The sequence below is a fragment of the Streptomyces sp. NBC_01508 genome, assembly GCF_045040315.1.
Lineage (GTDB): Bacteria > Actinomycetota > Actinomycetes > Streptomycetales > Streptomycetaceae > Streptomyces.
The window spans coordinates 7027025-7050773 of the sequence record NZ_CP109419.1 but is presented as its reverse complement, the minus strand read 5'-3'; the positions used below and the strand labels follow the sequence as shown (position 1 = coordinate 7050773).

Here is a 23749-nt window from a genome sequence, read left to right as displayed (position 1 = left end):
CTTGCCCGGCGGCGCTCCCCTTCGGGAACGGCGCTCAAGTACCGCTGTCTCTCCGGTGCGTGTGCGGTGCCCGTCCCCGCACTGCGCGACGCGGCGGTACCGAAGAGCCTAGAACGCCATTGCACTGGTGGGGAGATCGTTTCCGTCATTGCCCTGGTGTCGTGAAAGGAACGGGGAAAGCAGCCGGCTGCGGATGCCCGTCCGGACATCCGCAGCCGGTCTGTGTCTTACAGGTACTGTCCGGTGTTCGCCACGGTGTCGATGGAGCGTCCGGTGTCCGCGCCTTGTTTTCCGGTCACCAGGGTGCGGATGAAGACGATCCGCTCGCCCTTCTTGCCGGAGATGCGGGCCCAGTCGTCGGGGTTGGTGGTGTTGGGCAGGTCCTCGTTCTCCTTGAACTCGTCCACGCAGGCCTGGAGGAGGTGGGCGACGCGGAGTCCTCGTTGGTTCTCGTCGAGGAAGTCCTTGATGGCCATCTTCTTGGCCCGGTCGACGATGTTCTGGATCATCGCGCCGGAGTTGAAGTCCTTGAAGTAGAGGACTTCCTTGTCGCCGTTCGCGTAGGTGACTTCGAGGAAGCGGTTCTCCTCGGACTCGGTGTACATCCGCTCGACGACCGACTGGATCATGGCCTGGACGGTGGAATCGGGCGAGCCCTTGTGTTCGGACAGGTCGTCCTCGTGCAGGGGCAGGGAGGAGCGGAGGTACTTCGCGAAGATGTCCTTCGCCGCCTCCGCGTCGGGACGCTCGATCTTGATCTTCACGTCGAGTCGGCCCGGCCGCAGGATCGCGGGATCGATCATGTCCTCGCGGTTGGAGGCGCCGATGACGATGACGTTCTCCAGGCCCTCCACACCGTCGATCTCGGCGAGAAGCTGGGGGACGATGGTGTTCTCCACGTCCGAGCTGACGCCGGAGCCGCGGGTGCGGAAGAGGGATTCCATCTCGTCGAAGAAGACGATGACGGGGGTGCCTTCGCTGGCCTTCTCGCGGGCGCGCTGGAAGACCAGGCGAATGTGCCGCTCGGTCTCGCCGACGTATTTGTTGAGGAGTTCGGGGCCCTTGATGTTGAGGAAGTAGCTCTTCCCCGCGGGCCTGCCGCTCACCTCGGCGACCTTTTTGGCAAGGGAGTTGGCGACGGCCTTGGCGATGAGGGTCTTGCCGCAGCCGGGGGGGCCGTAGAGCAGGATGCCCTTCGGTGGGCGCAGTTCGTGCTCTTTGAAGAGGTCGGGGTAGAGGTAAGGGAGCTCGACGGCGTCGCGGATCATTTCGATCTGGCCGCCGAGACCGCCGATCTTGCTGTAGTCGACGTCGGGGACCTCTTCGAGGACGAGTTCTTCGACCTCGCTCTTGGGAACCACTTCGTAGACGTAGCCGGAGCGTGGTTCGAGCAGGAGGGCGTCGCCGGAGCGGATGGTGATGTCCAGCAGCGGCTCCGCGAGCCGTACCACCCGTTCTTCGTCGGTGTGCCCGACGACCAGGGCGCGCTCGCCGTCCTCAAGGATTTCCTTGAGGGTGACGATGTCCCCGGCCCGCTCGAATTCCATGGCCTCGACCACGTTGAGGGCCTCGTTGAGCATGACTTCCTGGCCGCGTCGGAGCTCTTCGAGCTCGACGCCGGGGCTGACGTTCACCCGGAGCTTGCGGCCCCCGGTGAAGATGTCGGCCGTACCGTCCTCGTTGGCGTGCAGGAAGACTCCGAAGCCGGCTGGCGGCTGTGCGAGCCGGTCGACCTCTTCCTTGAGGGCCACGATCTGGTCGCGGGCCTCACGGAGCGTGTTGGCGAGCCGCTCGTTCTGCGCGGACACGCCTGCCAGGTTTGTCTGCAGTTCGACGATCCGCTCTTCGAGAATTCTCGTATGACGCGGAGAGTCGGCGAGCTTACGTCGCAGGACGGCGATTTCCTGCTCGAGATAGGCAACCTGGCCGGCTGGGTCTTCGGACCCCCGCCCGGGCCGGATGCCGCGGTTGATGTCGTCGTCGTGGGCTGCCACGGTCCTCACCTCCTCCAAGGGGAGCTGGACGCTTCCTGACCCTACCTGGGTAGGTGGTGATTAAAACCCCTAGATCACAAAGACTGTCGGGGTGTGTCCGATCTTCACCCTTGCGCTCTCCCTCACGCCAGGGGAATACCCACCGTTCAACATCGGAAAGCGGCCGGTTGTATCGTCGGAGTGTTCAACACCCGTCAGGGCTGGCGCGACTTGCCCCAGATTGCCTCACCCCACGCAGGAAACGGCAGGAGATATGACCGTGCAGCAGCAGGCTCCGACCGACGCCGTCACCGAGGGCGGCGAGCCGCTTGAGGTATGGATCGACCAGGACCTGTGCACCGGGGACGGGATCTGTGCCCAGTACGCGCCCGATGTCTTCGAGCTGGACATCGACGGGCTCGCTTATGTGAAGAGTGCCGACGACGAGTTGCTTCAGTCGCCCGGTGCCACTACGCGGGTGCCGCTGCCGATCCTCAAGGACGTGGTCGACTCGGCGAAGGAGTGCCCGGGTGACTGCATTCATGTACGGCGCGTCTCGGACAGTGTCGAGGTGTACGGTCCCGACGCCGAGTGACGGGTCAGACGGGGCGTGACGCGTTCTGGGCGCTCCGTGTGAAGCCGCCGTTCTTCCATTCCCAGGTCAGGCGCCGGTCCTCGTCGGGGCAGCAGCCGGGTACGTCCGGTCCTGAGTAGCCGAGGAGCCGTGCCTGGACGAGGCCGTCGCGTATGTCCAGGTCGGTGACGCTCTGCCGGTCGGCGGGGTCCACGAGGGTGGCGACGATGCGGGGCGCGCCCGCGTCTTTCGTCGCGGTGAGTACGTAGAGGCCGCTGGGCGGGGTGCCTGATCCGGCGTCGCAGCGGGCGGCTGCCACGGTCTCGGGGTGGCCGTCGCCGTCGAGGTCTCCGGTGGCTTCCTTCGTGACCAGTGCTTTCGCGCCACCGCATGCGAGTGGGAAGTCGACGGTGGTGGTGTCGGGCGCGGGTGGTGGTGCCGTGTTCGGGGTGGTGCGTGCGGTGGTCGTGGAGCCGGGCTGGTTGGCGGTGGCGGCGTCGGGCTGGAGCAGGCCGGCGGCGGCCACGACGGCGGCCATCGCGGTGGCTGTGGCGAGCCAGTGCACCGGGCGCGGGCGGGTGTGCGCGAGGTCCGGGAGGTCGGAGATCTGCACGCGGTGTCTCCTGTGAAGGCGTTGCCGGTGGGGGTGGCGAGAATGGTGCCACACGTCACAGTGCGGCGGAACAGCGGGGTCCGTAAGGCCAACGTGAAGATGCCGCCGCCGAGTTCGCGTTGGGCGGACGTGAACTGGGCGGCGGCGCTGAGGTGTTGTGGTCGTCCGGGCTTTCGGGCCGGGCGGTGACGCCGGCTCAGGTTCGGGAGCCGCTGCCGCTCCCCGGGCCGTCGTAGTCGTCGCCGTAGGCGCCCTTGGAGGGGCGGCGGCGGCGCAGGGGCGGCTCGACGCCGTCGGCGAGGCGGCGGGCGGTGATCAGGAAGCCGGTGTGGCCGATCATGCGGTGGTCGGGGCGTACGGCGAGTCCTTCGACGTGCCAGTTGCGGACCATCGATTCCCAGGCGGCCGGTTCGTTGAACGAGCCGTGTTCGCGGATCGTCTCGACGGTGCGGGCGAGCTGGGTGGTGGTGGCGACGTACGCGCAGAGGATGCCGCCGGGTACGAGCGCCTTCGACACCGGTTCGACGCATTCCCACGGCGCGAGCATGTCGAGGATGACCCGGTCGACCTCGGTGTCGCTGAGGTTGTCCTGGAGGTCGCCGACGGTGAGCTGCCAGGCGGGGTGCGGGCCGCCGAAGTAGCGTTCCACGTTCTGCTGGGCGATGTCGGCGAAGTCCTGCCGGCGCTCGTAGGAGTGCAGCATGCCCTGGTCGCCGATGGCGCGCAGCAGGAAGCTGCTGAGCGAGCCCGATCCCACTCCGGCTTCGACGATGCGGGCGCCGGGGAAGATGTCGGCGAAGGCCAGGATCTGGCCCGCGTCCTTGGGGTAGACCACGGCGGCGCCGCGGGGCATGGACAGGACGTAGTCGGGGAGCAGGGGGCGCAGCGCGAGGTAGGCGACGTTTCCCGTGGTGCGGACAACACTGCCCTCGGGAGCACCGATCAGCTCGTCGTGGGGGAAGGAACCCTTGTGGGTGTGGAAATTCTTCCCCGCTTCGAGCGTGAAGGTGTAGTGGCGTCCCTTGGGGTCGGTGAGCTGAACCTGGTCCCCGACCTTGAAGGGGCCGCGACGACGGGCGGCACCGGTCGGTTCGGACATGCGGTCAGACTACCTGCTCCATTTGGGGCTTCCTCACCTGGCGTGGGGGGCCTTATTTGGCGTCGGGCCTGGCCATGGCGGCGACGAAGGCGCGTTCGACGTCGGCGGTGGACAGGACTCCGTAGATCTCGCCGGTGTCTTCGACGACGAGGTATTCGGTGGCGGGGTTGGCGCGGAGGCGGTCGAGGAGTGCTTCTCCGGCGAGTTCGGCGGGGACTTTCATGCCGTCGGTGAGGTCGTGGGCGAGCCCGCTGACGGCGACCCAGGGGCGGCGGTGGGGTGGGACGCCGACGATGGCCGCCTCGCGGACCAGGGCGGTCGGTTCGCCTTGTCCGTCGACGACGACGAGGGCGCGGGCGCCGGCTTCGTTGGCGCGGCGCAGTGCCTCGGAGAGGGGGGTGGCCGATTCGACGGGGACGGCGCGGCGGGTGAGGGCGCGGGCCTGGAGTTCGGGCAGGTGTTCGCGTAGGCGGGCCATGCGCAGGCTGTTGCCGGCGCCGGTCCAGATGATGGCGGCGAGGATGGCCGCGAGGAGTGCGTCGGTGACGGTCTCCATGCCGCCGATGTCCTTGGTGGAGTTGCCGAGGGCGCCGGTGTGGGTGAGCAGCGGGAGGCCGATGAGGACGGCGACGGCGAGGGCTCTGCCGACCCAGGCGGCGGCGACGGTGCCTGCCATGGGTTTGCCGGTGATCTTCCAGACGACGGCGCGCAGCATCCGGCCGCCGTCCAGTGGCAGGCCGGGCAGCAGGTTGAAGGCGGCGACGATGAGGTTGGAGATCATCAGGCCGGCGAGGAGGACGCCGGGGACGGTGCCGGGTTCGACGGCCGCCATCGTGAGGTAGAAGAGGCCGGCGAGGACGAGGGAGAGCAGGGGGCCGACGAAGGCGAGTACGAATTCGCGGCCGGGGGTCTCCGATTCCTTCTCGATTTCGGAGACGCCGCCGAAGAACTGGAGCTGGATGCGGCGTACGGGGAGTCCGTAGCGCAGTGCGACGACGGTGTGGGCCAGTTCGTGGACGAGTACGGAGGCGTAGAAGGCGACGGCGAAGAAGAGTGCGACGAGGTAGCGGAGGTTGCCGAGTTCGGGCAGGACGCGGTCGAGCTGGCCGCCGAAGACCCAGGTGATGAGGGCGGCGACCAGGAACCAGCTGGGGGCGACGTAGACGGGTACGCCGAAGGGGCGGCCCATCAGGATCCCGCCGCCGGGGTCTTCGGGCCGCTTCCGCTTGCCGCCGGGGGGCGCGTCCTCAGGACCGGACCGCGGCCTCTTGCTCTCGCCGCTCTCGTCGTCCTTTTTCACGTCTTCCCTTCGTTGCGGCGCCGTCGCTCGCTCGATCATGCTGTGTGCGAGGGTCTTGCGTCGATGGTATTCCGCTCGCTGTCGGTGGCGGGCCGTAGGGTCTGCGTCATGAGTACGAGTCAGCAGCCCACGTCGCTGTCGCCGTCGCGTGCGAGTGACTTCATGCAGTGCCCTCTGCTGTACCGGTTCCGGGTGATCGACAAGCTGCCGGAGAAGCCGAGCGAGGCGGCGACGCGCGGGACGCTGGTGCACGCGGTGCTGGAGAGGTTGTTCGACGATCCCGCTGTCGAGCGTACGGCGCCGCGGGCCAGGTCGATGGTGCCCGGGCAGTGGGACCGGCTGCTGGAGTCGAGGCCGGAGCTGGGTGAGCTGTTCGCGGGGGACGAGGGCGGTGAGCGGCTGACGCGCTGGTTGTCGGATGCCGAGCGGCTGGTCGAGCGGTGGTTCTCGCTGGAGGATCCGACGCGGTTGGAGCCGGCGGAGCGTGAGTTGTTCGTGGAGACGGAGCTGGAGTCGGGGTTGCGGCTGCGGGGGGTGATCGACCGGGTGGATGTGGCGCCGTCGGGTGAGGTGCGGATCGTGGACTACAAGACAGGAAAGGCGCCGCGTCCTGAGTACGCGGAGGGCGCGCTGTTCCAGATGAAGTTCTACGCGCTGGTGGTGTGGCGGCTGAAGCGGGTGGTGCCGCGGCGGCTTCAGCTGGTCTATCTGGGCAGTGGTGATGTGCTGACGTACGACCCGGTGGAGGCGGATCTGGAGCGTGTCGAGCGGAAGCTGCTGGCGCTGTGGGACGCGATCAGGCAGGCGACGGAGACGGGCGACTGGCGGCCCAGGCCGACGAAGCTGTGCGGCTGGTGCGACCATCAGGCGGTGTGTCCGGAGTTCGGTGGTACTCCCCCGGTGTATCCGTTGTCGGTGCCGCCGGCGCAGGACGCGGAGCCGGTTCCGGCCGCCGGGCCGGTCGTCTCCGCCGAGCCGGCTCGGGGGGTGTAGCGGGGGCGGTGTGTGCCCGCCGCGTCCGTGGACGGGTGCTCAAGGCAGAATGGATCGGGATCGGTCTACCGAAGGAGATCCCGTGGCGATCCGCGTCCTACTGGTCGATGACCAGCCGCTGCTGCGTACCGGCTTCCGGATGATCTTGGAGGCCGAGCAGGACATCGCGGTCGTCGGCGAGGCCGGTGACGGCCTCCAGGCGATCGACCAGGTCCGGGCGCTTCAGCCCGATGTGGTGCTGATGGACATCCGGATGCCGCGGATGGACGGTGTCGAGGCGACGCGTCAGATCACCGGTCCCGGTAAGGACGGCCCGGCGAAGGTGCTGGTGCTGACGACGTTCGATCTGGACGAGTATGTGGTGGAGGCGCTGCGGGCCGGGGCGAGTGGCTTTCTGTTGAAGGACGCGCCCGCGAACGAGCTGGTGCAGGCGATCCGGGTGGTGGCCGAGGGTGAGGCGATGCTGGCGCCGAGCATCACGCGCAGGCTGCTCGACAAGTACGCGGACCATCTGCCGTCCGGCGACGAGCAGGTGCCGGACACGCTGCACACGCTGACCGAGCGCGAGGTCGAGGTGCTCAAGCTGGTGGCGCGCGGGTTGTCGAACGCGGAGATCGCGGCGGACCTGTTCGTCAGCGAGACGACGGTGAAGACGCATGTGGGTCATGTGCTGACCAAGCTGAGTCTGCGTGACCGCGTCCAGGCGGCCGTGTACGCGTACGAGAGTGGTCTGGTGCGCCCCGGCGCCCAGTCGTAGGCGTCGGCAGCGCGTAGGAGCTGTACGGGAGAGGTCCCCGGCATCACATCGATGCCGGGGACCTCTGTCCGACTGCCGGTACTTGCTGTCGGGCCGGTCAGACGGCGCTGCCGGTGCCCAGTTCCCAGACCAGCAGTTCACCGGAGGGGTTGAGGGCCCATTCCACGCCGGAGATGTCGTCGGCGGCGGCCACGTACTGCTTGCCCTGCCACAGGGGCAGCACCGGCACGTCCTCGGCGACGATGTCCTGTATCCGCGCGAAGTCCTTGGCGGCGGCGCTGCGCTCGGCCTCGCTGCGTGACTGCGGGATGAGGTGCCCGCTGACCTGCTTGTTCACGTACGGCGCGTTGAGGAAGTTGTCCTCGTCGAGGAACGGCGCGATGTAGTTGTCCGGGTCGGGGAAGTCGGGGAACCAGCCCATGCCGTAGACGGTGTAGTCGCCGCGTGTCTGGGCGGGGCGGAACTTGGACCATTCGGTGCCCTTGATGTCGACGTCGAACAGTCCGCCGGCGTTGAGTTGCCTCTGGAGTGTCTCGAACTCCTTGGCGGTGGCTTCGCCGTAGTGGTCGGTGGTGTAGTTCAGGGTGAACTTCACGGGTGTGTCGACACCGGCGTCTTCGAGGAGCCGCGCGGCCTCGGCCCGGTCGGGCTCGCCGTACTTGTTGAAGAACGAGTTGGTGTGGGAGGTGATGGTCGCCGGGATGAGCGAGTAGAGCGGTTCGGCCGTGGAGCCGTACACCTCGGAGGCGATCTGGCCGCGGTCGACGAGGGAGGCGACGGCCTGGCGTACGGCCTTGTCCTTGACGACGGGCTCGTCGGTGTCGAAGGCGAGGTAGCGGATCTCCAGGCCGGGCATCTCGGTGAGTTCGACGCCGGCCTTGGGTTCGGCGGACATCTCCTCGATCTGGCCGGGTGACATGGTGCGGGCCATGAGGTCGATCTCGCCGGAGTCGAGTGCCTTGCCCATGGCCGCCGCGTCGGGGTACGAGCGCAGTTCGACCTTGTCGTTGCGGAGTTTGAGGTCGCCCTTGTACGAGGTGTTCTTGGTGAAGACGGCCTTGACGACGCGGTCGCCGTCGACTTCGGACGTGACGTGGTACGGGCCGGAGCCGTTCACGTCGAAGCCGTCGCGGAGTTTCCTGCCGTCGTACGAGGCGGGGTCGACGATGCCGGTGACGGGTGTCGAGAGCTTGTACGGGAACGTGGCGTCGGGGGTCTTGAGGTGGAAGATGACTTCGGAGTCGCTGGGTGTCTCGATGGTGTCGATGTTCTTGAGCAGGCCCACCGCGCCGGCCTCGGAGTTGATGTCGATCACGCGCTGGATGGAGAACTTCACGTCCTGCGAGGTGATCCCGGCGCCGCCGACGAACTTCAGCCCCTGGCGCAGCTCGCAGCGGTAGCTCTCGTTCTGGTTGTCCGAGAAGCGGCAGTTGGAGGCGGCCTCGGGGACGGGGGCGCCGCCGCCGCGCGGGATGTGCATCAGTGTCTGGAGGGACTGGCGCAGGACGTTCCAGGCGCCGGTGTCGTAGGCGAACGCCGGGTCGAAGGGTGCCGGGGAGTCCGCGGTGGCGGTGAACTGGTCCGTGGTGCCGACGACGATCACGTCACCGCTGCCGGACGCGCCGTCCGAGCCGCCGCAGGCGGCGAGTAGCGGGGCGAGCAGACCGGCCGCTACCGGCAGCACGAGACTTCTGCGCTTCATCCTGGACGCACTCCTCATCCGAACACCCTTGGATACAACGGTGGTTGAGAAATTCGCGACGTGATTGACCGTCGGAACAACACACCGTTGAGGCGGTGAACGTGTAGCGAAGTTCTCGCGAGGAGATTAGTCGGCGGGTGCTGATGTGATGAACGGGGTCGACTTCGGGCGTAATCGCAAGGCGATCAGGAATGGTCATGAAGCGGCATCGGCGCGCCGGAATGACTCGTACATCAGGCCATGAAACCGGACAGATCACTGCCCGTTTCGGCGCGGTGAACGGGCGGGTCGGGAGTGCGGGACGGGCGTGGTCACCTTCGGTCGCGGCGTGAGGGTGATAAAGGTCACCCGCGTTTCCGGCCGGCCTTTCATGATCACTTCTCGATGATCACTCGGCGGCCACCGAATTCGCGTACCGCAATACCCCGGACTTTCGATAGTTTCACAGGCCACGCTCTGTGGGTCTAGGAACGCCGGTGCGTAATCAGACCGCGCAGGAACAGCAGATCGACCTCTTCGAGGGAGTTCACGATCACCCTGCCCGCGGCGGCGGCGATCGGCGCGACCGAGGGCACGGCCACCACCCGGCAGCCCGCCGCCTCGGCGGACGCCACGCCGGTCGCCGTGTCCTCGATGACGGCGCACCGGGACGGGGCGGCGCTCAGCCCGCGTGCGGCGAGCAGGTACGGGTCGGGGTGCGGCTTGGTGTTCGCCACCTCGTCACCGGCCACGGTGAGCGTGAAGTGGTGGCGTCCGACCGATTCCAGCACCCGGTCGATGATGCGCCGGTGGGAGGCGGAGACCAGGGCCGTGGGCACGCGGTGGTGGGCCAGCTCGGCGAGCAGCCTGGCGGCTCCCGGCATCAGCGGTACGTCCCGGCCGATGCGCTCCTCGAAGCGGTCGTTGAGCAGCACGGTCAGCTCGGCGAGGGTGATGTCGGCGCCGGTCGCCTCGATGAGGTAGCCGGCGCTCCTGGTCATCGGCCCGCCGACGACGATGTCGCGCCAGGCGTCGTCCAGGGGGTGGCCGAGATCCTTGAAGACCGCGACCTCCGTGTCCCACCAGAAGCCCTCGGTGTCCACCAGGGTGCCGTCCATGTCGAGCAGAACGGCCTGAAGGGCCGATCCTTCGGCCGTACGGGTCAGGGACACGGGAACCGTACTGGTCATCCGGCACACCTCCGAGAGGGACGAGAAGGCCGGTCGCCTTTCCTGACGGGATTCCCGCCGGGTGCGGCGACCGGCCTGCACTGGACGGACAAGTGTACGACTCGTCCGGGGATGGCGCGCGGTGGGCGCTATCGCGCGTTGAAGTACTTCGCCTCCGGGTGGTGGATCACGATGGCGTCGGTGGACTGCTCGGGGTGCAGCTGGAACTCCTCGGAGAGTTCGACGCCGATCCGGCCGGGCCGCAGGAGGTCGGCGATCTTCGCGCGGTCCTCCAGGTTGGGGCAGGCGCCGTAGCCGAGCGAGAAGCGGGCGCCCCGGTACTTCAGGGCGAACATGTCCTCGACCTCGGAGGGGTCCTCACCCGCGAAGCCCAGCTCGGAGCGGACGCGGGCGTGCCAGTACTCGGCGAGGGCTTCGGCGAGCTGGACGGACAGGCCGTGGAGTTCGAGATAGTCCCGGTAGGCGTTGCGCTCGAAGAGTTCGGCGGTCGCGCCGCCGATCTTCGAGCCGACGGTGACGACCTGAAGGCCCACGACGTCCGTCTCGCCGGACTCCTCGGGGCGGAAGAAGTCCGCCAGGCAGAGCCGCCGGCCCCGGCGCTGGCGGGGGAAGGTGAAGCGGGTCCGCTCCGAGCCGTCCTCACCGAGGAGGATCAGGTCGTCGCCCTTGGAGACACAGGGGAAGTAGCCGTAGACCACGGCGGCCTCCAGAAGGTTCTGGGTCTGGAGCTTGTCCAGCCAGCCCCGCAGATGCGGCCGGCCCTCCGACTCCACCAGTTCCTCGTACGACGGCCCGCCCTTGCGGGCCTCCTTCAGGCCCCACTGGCCCTTGAACAGCGCGCCTTCGTCCAGCCAGGAGGCGTACTCCTTGAGCTGGATGCCCTTGATGACGCGGGTGCCCCAGAACGGCGGCTCGGGAATCGGGTTGGTGGTCGACACGTCGGAGCGGGCGGCGCCTTCCTCGGGGTGCTCCTCGGTCACCGTGGCGGTGGCGACCGGCTTGACCCGGCGCTGCTTCAGCTCGGGCAGTACGGCTCCGGGGACGCCGCGTTTGATGCCGATCAGCGCGTCCATCAGCCGCAGGCCCTCGAACGCGTCGCGGGCGTAGCGGACTTCACCCTCGTAGATCTCGTGCAGGTCCTGCTCGACATAGGCGCGGGTGAGGGCGGCGCCGCCGAGGATGACGGGGAAGTCGGCCGCCATCTTGCGCTGGTTGAGCTCCTGAAGGTTCTCCTTCATGATCACCGTCGATTTCACCAGCAGTCCCGACATGCCGATGACGTCCGCCCGGTGTTCCTCGGCGGCCTCCAGGATCGCGGAGACGGGCTGCTTGATGCCGAGGTTGACCACGGTGTAGCCGTTGTTGGAGAGGATGATGTCGACCAGGTTCTTGCCGATGTCGTGGACATCACCGCGGACGGTCGCCAGGACGATCGTGCCCTTGCCGACAGCATCTTCGCCATCCGCGACTTTCTCCATGTGCGGTTCGAGGAAGGCGACGGCCTTCTTCATGACCTCGGCCGACTGGAGTACGAACGGCAGCTGCATCTGGCCGGAGCCGAACAGCTCGCCGACGACCTTCATGCCGTTCAGCAGGGTGTCGTTGACGATCGCCAGCGCGGGCCGTTCGGCGAGGGCGGCGGTGAGGTCGTCCTCCAGGCCGTTCTTCTCGCCGTCGATGATGCGCCGCTCCAGGCGCTCGTTCAGCGGCAGCGCGAGCAGTTCCTCGGCCCTGCCGTCCTTCATCGACTTGGTGTTGACGCCCTCGAACAGCTCCATCAGCCTCTGGAGCGGGTCGTAGCCTTCTTCGCGCCGGTCGTAGATCAGGTCGAGGGCGACCTTGACCTGCTCCTCCTCCAGCCGGGCGATCGGCAGGATCTTCGACGCGTGCACGATCGCGGAGTCGAGTCCGGCCTTGACGCACTCGTCCAGGAACACCGAGTTGAGGACGATGCGGGCGGCCGGGTTGAGCCCGAAGGAGATGTTCGACAGGCCGAGCGTGGTCTGTACGTCGGGGTGGCGCTGCTTCAGCCGCCGGATCGCCTCGATCGTCGCGATCCCGTCCTTCCGCGACTCCTCCTGGCCCGTGCAGATGGTGAAGGTCAGGGTGTCGATGAGGATGTCCGACTCGTGCACCCCCCAGTTGCCCGTCAGGTCCGCGATCAGCCGCTCGGCGATGGCGACCTTGTGCTCGGGAGTACGGGCCTGGCCCTCCTCGTCGATGGTGAGCGCGATCAGCGCCGCACCGTGCTCCTTGGCCAGCCGGGTGACCTGGGTGAAGCGGGAATCCGGCCCGTCACCGTCCTCGTAGTTGACCGAGTTGATGACGGCGCGCCCGCCGAGCTTCTCCAACCCCGCCCGCAGGACGGGCAGTTCGGTGGAGTCCAGCACGATGGGCAGGGTGGAGGCGGTGGCGAATCGGCCCGCCAGTTCCGCCATGTCGGCGACGCCGTCGCGGCCGACGTAGTCCACACACAGGTCGAGCAGGTGCGCGCCCTCGCGGATCTGGGCGCGCGCCATCTCCACGCAGTCGTCCCAGCGGCCTTCCAGCATGGCCTCGCGGAACTTCTTCGACCCGTTGGCGTTCGTCCGCTCGCCGATCGCCAGGTACGACGTGTCCTGGCGGAACGGCACGCTCTGGTAGAGGGAGGCCGCGCCCGGCTCCGGCTGCGGCACCCGCTCCGTGATGCCCGCACCGCGTACCCGCTCCACGACCTGCCGCAGATGCTCCGGGGTCGTACCGCAGCAGCCGCCGACCAGGGAGAGGCCGTAGTCACGGACGAAGTTCTCCTGGGCGTCGGCGAGTTCGCCCGCGGTCAGCGGATAGTGCGCGCCGTTCTTGCCCAGGACGGGCAGGCCGGCGTTGGGCATGCAGGACAGGGGGATACGCGAGTGGCGGGCCAGATAGCGCAGGTGCTCGCTCATCTCGGCGGGGCCGGTGGCGCAGTTGAGGCCGATCATGTCGATGCCCAGCGGCTCCAGCGCCGTCAGTGCCGCGCCGATCTCGGAACCGAGCAGCATCGTGCCGGTCGTCTCGACGGTCACCGAGCAGATGATCGGCAGCTTCGTGCCGGTGGAGTCGAGCGCGCGCCGGGCGCCGAGGACGGCCGCCTTCGTCTGGAGCAGGTCCTGGGTCGTCTCCACCAGCAGCGCGTCGGCGCCGCCGGCGATCATGCCCTCGGCATTGCGCTGGTAGGCGTCGCGCAGCGTCACGTAGTCCACGTGCCCGAGGGTCGGGAGCTTCGTGCCCGGTCCCATCGAGCCCAGTACCCAGCGCTGCTGTCCGGTGGAGAGAGTGAACTCGTCGGCGACCTCGCGGGCGATGCGCGCGCCGGCCTCGGAGAGTTCGAAGACCCGCTCGGAGATGTCGTACTCGGCCAGCGCGGCGAAGTTCGTACCGAAGGTGTTCGTCTCCACGCAGTCGACGCCGACCGCGAAGTACTCCTCGTGGACCGAGCGCACGATGTCCGGGCGGGTCACATTGAGGATCTCGTTGCAGCCTTCCAGATCCTGGAAGTCCTCCATGGTCGGGTCCTGCGCCTGGAGCATGGTGCCCATCGCCCCGTCGGCCACCACCACGCGGGTGGCGAGCGCCTCGCGGAGGGCTTCGACTCGGGTCCGGCTGTCGGCGGAAACGCTGGAGGACGGGGCCATGAAAATACTCCCGGGGATGCGACGGCTGTCGGCTTTGCGCCTTCCGGTGGAAGGGGCACCCGGCCAGGGTAGCGGTGCCCGGCTCCGTGCGGCGTTCCGTTTCACGGGGCGGACGGTCGCGCCGTGGGCGGGGGTGGAATCGGCTGTCCGTAACACCGAGTCGGCATGGGCCGATATTGTTCAGCATTGTCGAACAACTGCGTCAGGGAGGTCCGGGCCGATGGCGAAGAGCATTCAGTCGCTCCAGCGCGCGGCGGCGGTGCTGCGGCTCCTCGCGGGCGGCGAGCGCAGGCTCGGCCTGTCCGACATCGCCTCCTCGCTCGGTCTGGCCAAGGGCACGGCGCACGGCATTCTGCGGACCCTCCAGGAGGAGGGGTTCGTGGAGCAGGACGCCGCCTCCGGGCGCTACCAGCTGGGGGCCGAGCTGCTGCGGCTCGGCAACAGCTATCTGGACGTCCACGAGCTGCGGTCCCGCGCCCTGGTGTGGACGGACGATCTGGCGCGGTCCAGCGGCGAGAGCGTGCATCTGGGCGTGCTGCACCTGGAGGGCGTACTGATCGTGCACCATGTCTTCCGGCCGGACGACAGCCGGCAGGTCCTCGAAGTGGGCGCGATGCAGCCGCTGCACTCCACCGCCCTGGGGAAGGTGCTCGCGGCGTACGACCCCGTGGCCCGGGGCGAGGCCGTCAGGGGCGCCCGCCGGGAGCTGACCTCGCGCACCGTCACCGATCTGGAGCAGTTCGAGAAGATTCTCGAACTCACCAGGTCGCGCGGCTGGGCGACGGATGTCGAGGAGACCTGGGAAGGGGTGGCCGCGGTGGCCGCGCCGATCCATGACCGGCGGCGGATGCCGGTGGGGGCCATCGCTCTCACCGGTGCGGTGGAACGGCTGTGCGAGGGTGGCGAGGTCCGCCCGGAGCTGATCACGGCGGTGCGCGAATGTGCCCGTTCGGTGTCCAGGGATGTCGGCGCCGGGCGCTTCTGAGCCGCATGGCCGATGATCTGAACAGAACGAGGTTCCGGCTACGGAACCCTTGACTGCGTATCCACCCCAGGATGACACTGCCGTTCAGCGGTCGGCATTGTCGAACATTGATCGACGGGTCATCTTGTGTGCACGACAACGCCAAGGGCCGGCAACGCCCTCACCTGAGGGCGCGGACCAACGGCGCGAGCCGCGGGTCCGCCTTTCCCTGGACGAAGGAGTCTCGGGTGTCTCACTTCGACATCTTCATCGGCGAGACCGTAGGTACGGCCCTGTTGATCCTGCTCGGTGGTGGCGTGGTCGCCGGCGTTGTCCTCAAACGCTCGAAGTCGCAGAACGCGGGCTGGCTCGCCATCAGCTTCGGCTGGGGTTTCGCCGTCCTCACCGGCGCGTATCTCTCCGCCGGCGTCTCCGGCGCCCATCTGAACCCCGCCGTCACCCTCGGTCTGGCGATATCCGGCGGGACCGAGTGGGGCGACGTACCGCTCTACATGGCCAGCCAGATGCTCGGCGCCGTCATCGGCGCCTTCCTGGTCTGGGTGGCGTACATGGGCCAGTTCAAGGCCCATCTGACCGACCCGGAGATCCTCGCCGCGCAGCCGGCGATCGAGGGCATGGTCGACCAGGAGTCCGCGCCGAAGGCCGGTCCGGTCCTCGGCATCTTCTCGACGGGCCCGGAGATCCGGCACACCGCGCAGAACGTACTCACCGAGATCATCGCCACCTTCGTGCTGGTGATCGCGATCCTCACCCAGGGACTGAACGACGACGGCAACGGCCTCGGCGTCCTGGGCGTGCTGATCACCGCCCTGGTCGTCGTGGGTATCGGTCTGTCGCTCGGTGGCCCCACCGGATACGCCATCAACCCGGCGCGCGACCTCGGTCCCCGTCTGGTCCACGCGCTGCTGCCGCTGCCCAACAAGGGCGGCTCCGACTGGACGTACGCCTGGATCCCCGTCGTCGCCCCGCTGATCGGCGGCGCCGCCGCGGCCGGTCTCTACAACTGGGCCTTCAAGTAGGCGCGGATGATCCGCCGAGAGTGCGCGATCCCTCGCCGCTTCCCCTCCGCCTTCCGTCCGCCTTTCCTCCGCACCGAGCAGGAGCAGACACCGTGAGTGACGCACAGAGCACCGGGACTTCCTCCCACGGCACGGGACCGTTCATCGCGGCCATCGACCAGGGCACGACGTCCAGCCGCTGCATCGTCTTCGACGTCGACGGGCGCATCGTCGCCGTCGACCAGAAGGAGCACCAGCAGATCTTCCCCAAGCCCGGCTGGGTGGAGCACGACGCCAAGGAGATCTGGACCAACGTCCAGGAAGTCGTGGCGAACGCCATCGAGAAGGCCGGCATCACCAAGGGCGACGTCCTGGCGATCGGGATCACCAACCAGCGCGAGACCACCATGCTCTGGGACAAGAACACCGGTGAGCCCGTCCACAACGCCATCGTCTGGCAGGACACCCGCACCAGCGGCCTCGTGAAGGAACTCGGCCGCAATGTGGGCCAGGACCGCTTCCGGCGCGACACCGGACTGCCACTGGCGACCTACTTCGCCGGGCCGAAGGCCCGCTGGCTGCTGGACAACGTCGAGGGGCTGCGCGAGCGCGCCGAGAGCGGCGACATCCTCTTCGGCACCATGGACTCCTGGGTGATCTGGAATCTGACCGGCGGCGTCGACGGCGGTGTGCACGTCACGGACGTCACCAACGCCTCGCGCACGATGCTGATGCGCCTCGACACCCTGGAGTGGGACCCGAAGATCTGCAAGTCGATCGGCGTCCCGATGGCCATGCTGCCGAAGATCCGTTCCTCGTCCGAGGTGTACGGAACGGCCAAGGGCGGCCCGCTGAACGGGATCCCGGTCGCCTCGGCGCTCGGTGACCAGCAGGCGGCCCTGTTCGGCCAGACCTGCTTCGCCGAGGGTGAGGCCAAGTCCACGTACGGCACCGGCACGTTCATGCTGATGAACACCGCCAACAAGCCCATCAACTCCTACAACGGCCTGCTGACCACGGTCGGTTACCGCATCGGGGACCAGCCGGCGGTGTACGCCCTGGAGGGCTCGATCGCCGTCACCGGCGCGCTGGTGCAGTGGATGCGCGACCAGATGGGCCTGATCAACTCCGCGCCCGAGATCGAGACGCTGGCCTCCTCCGTGGAGGACAACGGCGGCGCGTACTTCGTGCCCGCCTTCTCCGGGCTCTTCGCACCCCACTGGGACTCGGCGGCCCGCGGCGTGATCGCCGGTCTCACCGGCTATGTCACCAAGGCGCACATCGCCCGCGCCGTGCTGGAGGCCACCGCCTGGCAGACCCGCGAGATCAGCGACGCGATGACCAAGGACTCCAAGGTGGAGCTGACGTCACTGAAGGTCGACGGCGGTATGACCGCCAACAACCTGCTGATGCAGACGCTGTCCAACGTCCTCGACGCGCCCGTGGTGCGGCCGATGGTCGCGGAGACCACCTGTCTCGGCGCCGCCTACGCGGCGGGGCTCGCCGTGGGCTTCTGGCCCGACACCGACGCGCTGCGCGCCAACTGGCGCAGGGCCGCCGAGTGGACACCCGACATGGACGCCGCCCGGCGCGACCGCGAGTACAAGAACTGGCTCAAGGCCGTCGAACGCACCAAGGGCTGGCTGGAGGACGACGACAGCTGACCGGGCTGTTCCGTCACGGCTGAGCCGTCACAGCTGAGCGAGGAGACACCATGACCACCCTGCACAGCGGTCCCGCCCTGGGCACGCACCCGGCCGGCGGCTCCCTCCCGAGCCGCGCCGAGACCCGGGAACAACTGTCCCGCGCCACCTACGACCTGCTGGTCATCGGTGGCGGCATCCTGGGCATCTCCACGGCCTGGCACGCCTCCCAGTCGGGACTGCGGGTGGCCCTGGTGGACGGTGGCGACTTCGCGGGCGCCACCTCCTCCGCCTCCTCCAAACTGCTCCACGGCGGTCTGCGCTACCTCCAGACCGGCGCCGTGAAGCTGGTCGCCGAGAACCACTTCGAGCGCCGCGCGGTCTCCCGCCGGGTGGCGCCCCATCTGGCGAACCCGCTCACGTTCTATCTGCCCGTCTACAAGGACGGGCCGCACAGCGCGGCCAAGCTGGGCGCCGGTGTCTTCGCGTACTCGGCGCTCTCCGCGTTCGGCGACGGTGTCGGGCATCTGCTGAGCCCGGCCAAGGCGCGGCGGGCGGTGCCCGAGCTGCGGACGGACAATCTGCGCGCCGTGGCCGTGTACGGCGACGACCAGATGAACGACGCGCGGATGGCCGTCATGACGGTCCGTGCCGCCGTCGAGTCGGGCGCCGCCGTCCTCAACCACGCCTCGGTGACCGGGCTGCGGTTCACCGGCGGGCGGGTGACGGGCGCCGACCTCAAGGACGCCCTGGACGGTACGGAGTTCGGGGTCGACGCCCGGCTCGTACTGAACGCCACCGGCCCGTGGGTCGACCATCTGCGCAAACTGGAGGACCCGCGGTCCGAGCCGTCCATCCGGCTCTCCAAAGGCGCGCACCTCGTGCTGCGGCGCACCGCCCCGTGGAACGCGGCGCTCGCGACACCGATCGACAAGTACCGCATCACCTTCGCCCTCCCCTGGGAGGACATGCTGCTGCTCGGCACGACGGACGAGGTGTACGAGGGCGACCCGGCGGACGTGGCGGTCACCGACGCGGACATCCACCAGATCCTGGACGAGGCGTCGCTGTCCGTCCGGGACCAGCAGCTCTCGCGCGAGCTGATCACCTACTCGTTCGCCGGTCTGCGGGTGCTGCCCGGCGGTCCCGGTGACACGTCCACCGCCAAGCGCGAGACGGTCGTCACCGAGGGCAGCGGGGGCATGCTGTCGGTGGCCGGCGGCAAGTGGACGACGTTCCGCCATATCGGCCGTACGGTGCTGGACAAGCTGGAGACGCTGCCGGGCCGTCCGCTCGGCTCCGACATCGAGCCCACGTCACGGCTGCCGAAGATGCTGCCGCTGCCCGGCATCGCCAACCCGCACGCGGTCACGCACCGGCTGCTGATCGACGGCGGCGCGCACGGCGACGGCATCGCACGCGACACCGCGCACCATCTGGCCACGCACTACGGGTCGTTGGCGTTCGACATCGCCCGGCTGGCGTACGAGCGGCCGGAGCTGGGCGAACGTATCCACCCGGACGCGCCGGAGATCTGGGCGCAGGTGGTGTACGCACGCGACCACGAGTGGGCGCAGACCGCGGACGACGTGCTGCGGCGCCGTACGACACTGACGATCCGCGGTCTCGACACGGACGGGATCCGGGACCGGGTCGAGGAGCTGCTGAGCCGGCGGGACACCTGACGGGACACCTGATGTCACGCCTCGAATCAACTTCCGAAACACGGCGGGGAGAACTCCGGTGGAACGGGGCGCCGGGCGCGTACGGAGACGCATAATGGAGACCGATACATCGGATGTATGGAGGTCGCCCATGGCTGTCACCGACGAGGCCATCGAGAAGATCAAGGGAATGATCGTCTCGGGCGCGCTGCGCCCGGGGGACCGCCTTCCCAAGGAGAGCGAGCTCGCCGCCGAACTGGGCCTGTCGCGCAACTCGCTGCGCGAGGCGGTACGCGCCCTGTCGCTGATCCGCATTCTCGACGTACGGCAGGGCGACGGGACGTACGTCACCAGCCTCGATCCCCAACTGCTCCTCGAAGCGCTGAGTTTCGTCGTGGACTTCCACCGCGACGACACGGTGCTGGAGTTCCTGGCGGTACGCCGGATCCTGGAGCCGGCCGCGACGGCGATGGCCGCGTCCCGGATCAAGGACTCCGAACTGGACGTGCTGGGAGAGCAGTTGGACGCGCTGGGGGCGGATCCCTCGGTGGAGGAGCTGGTCGCGTCCGACCTGGATTTCCACCGCGGCATCGTGCAGTCCTCGGGCAACTCGGTGCTCTGCTCGCTGCTTGACGGTCTGTCAGGGCCGACCACGCGGGCCCGGGTGTGGCGCGGGCTGACCCAGGAGGACGCGGTCAGCCGCACCCTGCACGAGCACCGGGCGATCCTGGCGGCGCTGCGCGACCGGGACGCGGAGGCGGCCAGGTCGTGGGCGACGGTGCACATCGCGAGCGTGGAGCAGTGGCTGCGGTCGACGCTCTGACGGTCCCACGCACCACCACGGATACGGGCCTCCCGGGAGATGAATCCATCCCGGGAGGCCCGCGTCCGTGGTGGTGCGGGTGGCCGTCAGTCCTGCTTCTCGCCGCTCGCGAACCGCGAGATGACCAGGGCGACGATGATGATCGCGCCGTTCAGGAACTGGTTCCAGAGCGCGGGCACCCCGCCCAGCGTCATCACGTTCACCACCAGCTGGAGCGTCAGCACACCCGTCAGCGCGCCGAAGAGCGTGCCACGCCCGCCCTTGAGGCTGATGCCGCCGATCACGGCGGCGGCGAAGACCTGGAAGATCCAGCCGTTGCCCTGGGTGGCGGCGACGGAGCCGTAGTGGCCGGTGTAGAGGATGCCGGCGAAGGCCGCGAGGACGCCGCCGACGGCCAGCACGATCCAGGTGATCCGGTCGACCCGGATACCGGCGGCGCGCGCCGCCTCCGGGTTGCCGCCGATGGCGTACAGCGAGCGTCCGTGCCGCAGCCAGGCGAGGGTCGCGCCGCCGATGGCGAACAGGGCCAGACAGATCCAGACGGCGGCGGGTGCCCCCAGCCAGTCGGTCTTGCCGAGGTAGCGGAAGGACTCCGGGACTTCGGTGATCGACTTGCCCTCGGTGATGCCGATCTGGAGGCCGCGCAGCATCGTGAGCATGCCGAGAGTGGCGATGAACCCGTTGACCCGCAGTTTCAGTATCAGGAAGCCGTTGACGACGCCGACGATCATGCCGACCAGCAGACACGCCGGGATGGCCATCCAGACGGGCAGCAGATCGAGCCCGGCGAACCGGCCGCCGTCGCTCGGCAGCACCATCCACATGGCGATGACCGGCGCGATGCCGATCGTCGACTCCATCGACAGGTCCATCCGGCCGCAGATCAGGACCAGTGCCTGGGCGAGCACCAGCAGGCTCAGCTCGGACGACTGCTGAACGACGCTGATCAGGTTGGTGGAGGTGAGGAAGACCGGCGAGACGATGAAGCCGATCACCATCAGCACCAGGATCACCGGCACGAGCGAGAAGTCGCTCCATCGGATGAGCTTCAGCCGGCTCAGCGGATGGTCGTCGGTGCCCTCCTTGTCGAGCACCGGCGGTCGTATCGTCTCGGTCATCGGCTCTCCCCCACACCTTCCATGGCGGCGACCAGTTCCCGGTCGGTCCACCCGCTCCCGAACGTTGCCACCACTCGCCCGTGGAACAGGGCCAGTACGCGGTCGCAGACCCGTAGATCATCCAGCTCGTCCGAGATGATCACGGCCGCGTTTCCTTCGTCGGCCACCCGGCGTACGACGCCGAGCAGCGAGTCCTTCGACTTGACGTCGACGCCCGCCGTGGGGCGCAGGGCCACCAGCACGCTGGGCGCGCGGGCCAGCGCCCGTGCGACCACCACCTTCTGCTGGTTGCCGCCCGACAGGCCCGAGACCGGCTGCTCGGGTCCCGTCGTCTTGATGTCCAGCGAGTCGATCATGGACCGGGCGAACTCCCGCGTACGCGAGGGCAGTACGGTCCCCCACGGGCCGAGCTGGTCGGCGACCGTGAGTGTGGCGTTCTCGGCGACGCTGCGGTTCAGTACGAGCCCCTGGAGGTGCCGGTCCTCGGGGATGTAGCCGATCCCGGCGTCCAGCGAGTGCGGGACGCTGCCCGGCCGCACCGTCCGGTCGCGTACCGCGATCCGGCCCGCCGTCGCCTTGCGCATTCCGACCAGGGTCTCGCCCAGCGCGGTGTTGCCGCTGGCCGCGGACCCGGCCAGGCCGAGGACCTCACCGGGCCGCACTTCGAGGTCGAGCGGTTCGAACTCGCCCTCCAGGGACAGTCCTTCGGTGGTGAGTACGGGCTCCGCGGCCCGGTCCGGCGCCACCGCGCGCACGGCGTGCCAGTCGGCGGCCGAGCTTGCCGCGTCACCGGTCATGGCCGTCACCAGGTCCGCCTTGGCCAGCTCGGCGACCGGTGCGGTCAGGACGTGGCGGGCGTCGCGGTAGACGGTGACGGTGCTGCACAGCTCGTACACCTCCTGGAGGTGGTGGGAGATGAAGAGGAACGCCACCCCCTGGCTCTGGAGGTCGCGGAGCTTGTCGAAGAGGCTGTCGATGCCGCGGGCGTCGAGCTGGGCCGTGGGCTCGTCGAGGATGATCAGCCGGGCACCGAACGACAGGGCGCGGGCGATCTCCACGAACTGCCGCTGTTCGACGGCGAGATCCTTGGCCCGGGCGTTCGGGTCGACGCTGACGCCGTACTCGGCGAGCAGTTCCTCGGCGCGGGTACGGAGCCGGCGCCAGCTGATGAGGCGACCGCCGGTCCCCGAACGGCCCTTGCCCAGGCCGTAGTTGTTGAGGAAGAGGTTCTCGGCGACGGTCAGGTCGGGCACTACCATCGACTTCTGGTAGACGCAGGCGACCTTGGACTGCCAGGCCGAGATGTCACCGAAGGCGGGCGCCGGTTCGCCGCCGAAGCTCACCCGGCCCGCGTCGGCCTCGTGAAGTCCGGTGAGAACGCTGACGAGGGTGGATTTGCCGGCGCCGTTGCGACCGACGAGTGCGTGGGACTCGCCGGGCGCGACGGTCAGCCGGACCCCGTCGAGCGCCACGGTGGGACCGAAGCGCTTGACGATGCCTTCCGCGTGCACGGCGGGCGCCTGGGCGGGGGCGGGGTCGTGATGCATGGCTAGCTCTTCTTCTCCAGCTGGTTGGCCCACAGCGCCTTGTCGTCCACGTTCTCCTTGGTCACCAAGGGCGCGGGGAGCTGGTCCTCGTAGCCGTTCGGGATCTTGATGATGTTGGAGCCGTGGTCGGTCGGGCCCTCCTTCGGGGTCTTCCCGGCCAGCGCCTCCTTCGCGTAGTACAGCGCGTACTTGGCGTACAGGTCGGCCGGCTGCGAGATCGTGGCGTCGATCTTGCCCGCCCGGATGGCGTCCAGCTCCTCCGGGATGCCGTCGTTGGAGATGATCGTGATGTGGCCCTTCTCCCCCGGCGCCTTGAGCAGCTTCTTCTGCTCCAGGAGCGCGAGCGTGGGCTGCAGGAACACACCGCCGGCCTGCATGTAGATGCCGTTCAGGTCCGGGTGCGCGGCGAGCGTGGACTGGAGTTTGGCGGACGCCACTTCACCCTTCCACTCGGTGGCCAGCTCGAACACCTTGATGCCGGGGAACTTCTCGTCCATGCAGCTCTTGAACGCCTCCGAGCGGTCGCGGCCGTTGATGGAGGAGAGGTCGCCCTGGAACTCGGCGACCTTGCCCTTGCCGCCCAGTTGCTCGCCGAGGTAGTCGCAGGCCTTCTCGCCGTAGGCGCGGTTGTCGGCCCGTACGACCATGTAGATGTCGCCCTTGTCGGGGCGGGTGTCGACGCTGACGACGGGGATCTTCCTCTCGTTCAGGCCGGCCAGCGTCTCGGCTATCGCGCCGGTGTCCTGCGGGGCCATGACGACGGCCTTGGCACCCTGGTCGGTGAAGGCCTGGACGTTGGAGACGAGCTTGCCGATGTCGTTCTGCGAGTTGGTCAGCGGCAGCGCGTCGATCCCCTCGTCCTTGACGCCGGACTCGATGTACTGCTGGTAGGAGTTCCAGAAGTCGCTGTCGCTGCGCGGCAGGTCGATGCCGACCTTGCCGCCGCCTTCGGCGTCCCCGCCCCCCGAGTCACGGTTGCAGCCCGCGAGGGCCGTGACGGCGAGCAGCGCGGCGCAGGCGGCGGCGCTCGTACGCAGTGCGGTGCGTGGGGATCGCCCCACAGGGTGTCGCGGCATGGATTGTCCGTCCTTGGGTGGGTGTCGGCTCAAGCTCACAGGCAGGGCCTGTCGGGTGACCT

General features: G+C 68.6%; 18 protein-coding genes. 8 read left to right on the top strand and 10 right to left on the bottom strand.

Annotated features, from left to right (window positions below; genetic code table 11):
• Positions 1-227: 227 nt before the first annotated feature.
• Positions 228-1994 carry a proteasome ATPase gene (gene arc, locus OG700_RS32525; RefSeq protein ID WP_405619862.1) on the bottom strand — a complete coding sequence of 589 codons (1767 nt, stop codon included), beginning with the start codon at positions 1992-1994 and terminating at the stop codon, positions 228-230.
• A gap of 253 nt (positions 1995-2247) precedes the next feature.
• On the opposite strand from arc, the gene OG700_RS32520 reads away from it, so the two are divergent.
• Positions 2248-2568, top strand: coding sequence for a ferredoxin (locus OG700_RS32520; protein ID WP_405619860.1), 321 nt, complete (start codon positions 2248-2250; stop codon positions 2566-2568).
• Positions 2569-2572: 4 nt separating this feature from the next.
• Here OG700_RS32520 and OG700_RS32515 read toward each other — a convergent pair whose 3' ends face one another.
• From OG700_RS32515 to OG700_RS32505, 3 genes are all read right to left on the bottom strand, one after another.
• Positions 2573-3160, bottom strand: coding sequence for a hypothetical protein (locus OG700_RS32515; RefSeq protein ID WP_405619858.1), 588 nt, complete (start codon positions 3158-3160; stop codon positions 2573-2575).
• Between the two features lie 196 nt (positions 3161-3356).
• A complete protein-coding gene (locus OG700_RS32510) occupies positions 3357-4259 on the bottom strand; it encodes a tRNA (adenine-N1)-methyltransferase (protein ID WP_405619856.1) in 903 nt (300 codons plus the stop codon).
• A 52-nt stretch (positions 4260-4311) separates the two neighbouring features.
• The gene (locus OG700_RS32505) at positions 4312-5598 is read right to left on the bottom strand and encodes a site-2 protease family protein (RefSeq protein ID WP_405619854.1); all 1287 of its coding nucleotides are present in this window, start codon (positions 5596-5598) and stop codon (positions 4312-4314) included.
• A gap of 123 nt (positions 5599-5721) precedes the next feature.
• On the opposite strand from OG700_RS32505, the gene OG700_RS32500 reads away from it, so the two are divergent.
• Together OG700_RS32500 and OG700_RS32495 are read left to right on the top strand one after the other, a co-directional pair.
• On the top strand, positions 5722-6552 hold the full coding sequence (locus OG700_RS32500; RefSeq protein WP_405622147.1) for a RecB family exonuclease: 831 nt from the start codon (positions 5722-5724) through the stop codon (positions 6550-6552).
• An 82-nt stretch (positions 6553-6634) separates the two neighbouring features.
• Positions 6635-7309: a response regulator gene (locus OG700_RS32495; protein WP_405619852.1), complete on the top strand. Its 675-nt coding sequence runs from the start codon at positions 6635-6637 to the stop codon at positions 7307-7309.
• Between the two features lie 97 nt (positions 7310-7406).
• Here OG700_RS32495 and OG700_RS32490 read toward each other — a convergent pair whose 3' ends face one another.
• The 3 genes from OG700_RS32490 to metH all read right to left on the bottom strand — a co-directional run bounded on the left by OG700_RS32490 (position 7407) and on the right by metH (position 13833).
• On the bottom strand, positions 7407-9011 hold the full coding sequence (locus tag OG700_RS32490) for an ABC transporter substrate-binding protein (protein WP_405619850.1): 1605 nt from the start codon (positions 9009-9011) through the stop codon (positions 7407-7409).
• Positions 9012-9475: 464 nt separating this feature from the next.
• On the bottom strand, positions 9476-10180 hold the full coding sequence (locus tag OG700_RS32485; protein WP_405619848.1) for an HAD family hydrolase: 705 nt from the start codon (positions 10178-10180) through the stop codon (positions 9476-9478).
• Positions 10181-10308: 128 nt separating this feature from the next.
• The gene (gene metH, locus OG700_RS32480; RefSeq protein WP_405619846.1) at positions 10309-13833 is read right to left on the bottom strand and encodes a methionine synthase; all 3525 of its coding nucleotides are present in this window, start codon (positions 13831-13833) and stop codon (positions 10309-10311) included.
• 220 nt (positions 13834-14053) lie between these two features.
• Between metH and OG700_RS32475 the strand changes: the two genes are divergently transcribed.
• From OG700_RS32475 to OG700_RS32455, 5 genes are all read left to right on the top strand, one after another.
• Positions 14054-14818: an IclR family transcriptional regulator gene (locus OG700_RS32475; protein WP_405619844.1), complete on the top strand. Its 765-nt coding sequence runs from the start codon at positions 14054-14056 to the stop codon at positions 14816-14818.
• 227 nt (positions 14819-15045) lie between these two features.
• Complete coding sequence (locus OG700_RS32470) at positions 15046-15837, top strand: MIP/aquaporin family protein (protein WP_405619842.1); 792 nt, start codon at positions 15046-15048, stop codon at positions 15835-15837.
• A gap of 92 nt (positions 15838-15929) precedes the next feature.
• Complete coding sequence (gene glpK / locus OG700_RS32465; RefSeq protein WP_405619840.1) at positions 15930-17480, top strand: glycerol kinase GlpK; 1551 nt, start codon at positions 15930-15932, stop codon at positions 17478-17480.
• Between the two features lie 50 nt (positions 17481-17530).
• Positions 17531-19144: an FAD-dependent oxidoreductase gene (locus tag OG700_RS32460; protein WP_405619838.1), complete on the top strand. Its 1614-nt coding sequence runs from the start codon at positions 17531-17533 to the stop codon at positions 19142-19144.
• Between the two features lie 130 nt (positions 19145-19274).
• Positions 19275-19946 carry a FadR/GntR family transcriptional regulator gene (locus OG700_RS32455; protein ID WP_405619836.1) on the top strand — a complete coding sequence of 224 codons (672 nt, stop codon included), beginning with the start codon at positions 19275-19277 and terminating at the stop codon, positions 19944-19946.
• Between the two features lie 86 nt (positions 19947-20032).
• Here OG700_RS32455 and OG700_RS32450 read toward each other — a convergent pair whose 3' ends face one another.
• From OG700_RS32450 to OG700_RS32440, 3 genes are read right to left on the bottom strand one after another with little or no spacing between them, the layout of a single operon-like run.
• Complete coding sequence (locus OG700_RS32450; protein WP_405619834.1) at positions 20033-21064, bottom strand: ABC transporter permease; 1032 nt, start codon at positions 21062-21064, stop codon at positions 20033-20035.
• Positions 21061-22611, bottom strand: a complete 1551-nt coding sequence (locus OG700_RS32445) for a sugar ABC transporter ATP-binding protein (RefSeq protein ID WP_405619832.1) — start codon at positions 22609-22611, stop codon at positions 21061-21063. Before OG700_RS32445 ends, OG700_RS32450 begins: the two co-directional genes overlap by 4 nt.
• Before the next feature lie 2 nt (positions 22612-22613).
• Entirely contained in the window at positions 22614-23687 is a 1074-nt protein-coding gene (locus OG700_RS32440) for a sugar ABC transporter substrate-binding protein (RefSeq protein ID WP_405619830.1), read from the bottom strand.
• Positions 23688-23749: the final 62 nt, after the last annotated feature.

What these genes read in the sequence shown, in the direction of transcription:
- OG700_RS32520 (WP_405619860.1), top strand. Translation starts at nt 2,248, where the DNA reads ATGACCGTGCAGCAGCAGGCTCCGACCGACGCCGTCACCGAGGGCGGC.
- OG700_RS32510 (WP_405619856.1), bottom strand. Translation starts at nt 4,259, where the DNA reads ATGTCCGAACCGACCGGTGCCGCCCGTCGTCGCGGCCCCTTCAAGGTC.
- OG700_RS32505 (WP_405619854.1), bottom strand. Translation starts at nt 5,598, where the DNA reads ATGATCGAGCGAGCGACGGCGCCGCAACGAAGGGAAGACGTGAAAAAG.
- OG700_RS32500 (WP_405622147.1), top strand. Translation starts at nt 5,722, where the DNA reads ATGCAGTGCCCTCTGCTGTACCGGTTCCGGGTGATCGACAAGCTGCCG.
- OG700_RS32490 (WP_405619850.1), bottom strand. Translation starts at nt 9,011, where the DNA reads ATGAAGCGCAGAAGTCTCGTGCTGCCGGTAGCGGCCGGTCTGCTCGCC.
- OG700_RS32485 (WP_405619848.1), bottom strand. Translation starts at nt 10,180, where the DNA reads ATGACCAGTACGGTTCCCGTGTCCCTGACCCGTACGGCCGAAGGATCG.
- metH (WP_405619846.1), bottom strand. Translation starts at nt 13,833, where the DNA reads ATGGCCCCGTCCTCCAGCGTTTCCGCCGACAGCCGGACCCGAGTCGAA.
- OG700_RS32475 (WP_405619844.1), top strand. Translation starts at nt 14,054, where the DNA reads ATGGCGAAGAGCATTCAGTCGCTCCAGCGCGCGGCGGCGGTGCTGCGG.
- OG700_RS32460 (WP_405619838.1), top strand. Translation starts at nt 17,531, where the DNA reads ATGACCACCCTGCACAGCGGTCCCGCCCTGGGCACGCACCCGGCCGGC.
- OG700_RS32455 (WP_405619836.1), top strand. Translation starts at nt 19,275, where the DNA reads ATGGCTGTCACCGACGAGGCCATCGAGAAGATCAAGGGAATGATCGTC.
- OG700_RS32450 (WP_405619834.1), bottom strand. Translation starts at nt 21,064, where the DNA reads ATGACCGAGACGATACGACCGCCGGTGCTCGACAAGGAGGGCACCGAC.
- OG700_RS32445 (WP_405619832.1), bottom strand. Translation starts at nt 22,611, where the DNA reads ATGCATCACGACCCCGCCCCCGCCCAGGCGCCCGCCGTGCACGCGGAA.
- OG700_RS32440 (WP_405619830.1), bottom strand. Translation starts at nt 23,687, where the DNA reads ATGCCGCGACACCCTGTGGGGCGATCCCCACGCACCGCACTGCGTACG.